This is a genomic window from Longimicrobiaceae bacterium (genome assembly GCA_035936415.1).
GTDB lineage: Bacteria > Gemmatimonadota > Gemmatimonadetes > Longimicrobiales > Longimicrobiaceae > JAFAYN01.
This window is the reverse complement of sequence record DASYWD010000218.1, coordinates 1-1527: the sequence shown is the minus strand read 5'-3', so window position 1 is coordinate 1527 and position 1527 is coordinate 1. Positions and strand designations below refer to the sequence as shown.

Annotated in this window: 1 protein-coding gene; it reads left to right on the top strand. The window is 77.1% G+C overall.

The window, feature by feature from the left end; genetic code table 11:
* Positions 1-1527: hypothetical protein (locus VGR37_08715; GenBank protein ID HEV2147472.1), on the top strand; the 1527-nt coding region annotated here is incomplete at both ends.

Sequence of the window (1527 nt, the reverse complement as noted above, 5' to 3'; positions counted from 1 at the left end):
CTGCTGCGCCGCTTCGGCGAGAAGCGGGTGCTGCTCCGCGGGTGGACCAGGGCGGGCGACCCGCTCCGCCTCCCCTACGCCGAGACCGTGGCGGCGCTCCGCGACCCCGGCGCGGCGGAGTGGCTGGTGCAGCCCGAGCTGCGGCTCCCCGACCCGGAGGGCTTCGCGCGCCGCTGGGGGATCGACCCGGAGCTCGTCCGCATCGCCCCCGCGCAGCCGGACCTGGTACGCGTCCGCCGCGGGCGGGACGGGCGGCCGCACTTCCACGTGGTGGACATCAAGGCGAGCCGGGAGGCGAGCGTCGCCCACTTCGCGCAGGTGGCGTTCTACGTCCTCCTGCTGGAGGAGGTCTGCCGCGCCGAGGGGATCGCGGGGGCGCCGGACCGGCGCCGCGGCTCCATCTGGTCGCGGGGGACGCGCGGGCCGCGGAGCTTCCCGCTGGGCGCCTACCTGTACCACGTGGAGGAGTTCCTGCGCGGCGACCTCCCCCGCGTCGCGGCGCTCGCTCCCGGGGAGGCGGCGTGGCACGTCTCCCCCGCGTCCGCGGGGTGCCCGTACTTCCACCACTGCATCGCCGAGGCGGACCGGACGGACGACCTGGCGCGGATCCCCGGGATCACGCCGCTCGCCCGGCGGACGCTGCACGAGAAGGGGATCCGCACCGTCCGCGAGCTGACGAAGAGCTTCCGCCGCGACACCTACACCGGCTGCCACGCGCTGGAGTCGGACGCGCCGCGGCTGAAGCAGCGCGCCCAGGCGCTCCAGTTCGCGAAGACGTTCGACGTGGAGCGCGAGACGCACCTGATGGGGCCCGCGGAGGGCACCCGGCTGGTGCTGAGCGCGGACGCGGACCCGGTGACGGGGACCTGCTTCTCGCTGGGCGTGCGGGTGGCGGAGGGCGGGCGGGCGGCCTCGCGCGTCTTCCTCTCCGCGGCGGGGACGGCCGCGGGCGAGCGGGCGCTGCTCCTGGAGTTCCTGGCGCACCTGGACGGGGTCGTGGGCGCCGTCACGCCCGCCGCGCCGCGGGACGGGAAGGGCAGGGGGAGGGACGACGCGGAGGGGACGCTGCACTTCTTCGTCTACGACCGGGAGGAGCTGGCGACGCTTCGGGCGGTGCTGGAGCGCCACCTGGGCGACCCGGGGGCGCAGCCCGCCATCGCCCGCGCGCTCGGCATCCTCTTCCCCATGGACGAGGCCTCCGGCTCCCGCCCGCTCCGCGGCTCGCCGGGCACCGTGCTGGCGGACGCCCTGGCCGCGCTCTTCGCCCTTCCGGTGCCCTACACGTACGACCTCGGCCCGGTCTCTGCCGCGCTCGTGCCCGCGGACGGCGGAGAGCCGTACGCGCCGCCGCCGGGGTACGCCCGCCCCTTCTCCGGGCAGGTGGCGTTCGAGCGCGCGCACGAGGCGTGGCGGAAGGGCCCCGCGCGGCCTGGCCGTCCCTCCGCGCAGGAGGCGCGGGAAGGAATCCGCCGCGCTGTCGAGTCGCGCCTGGCGGCAGTGGACTCCGTCGTGCGCGCCGTCCGGGAG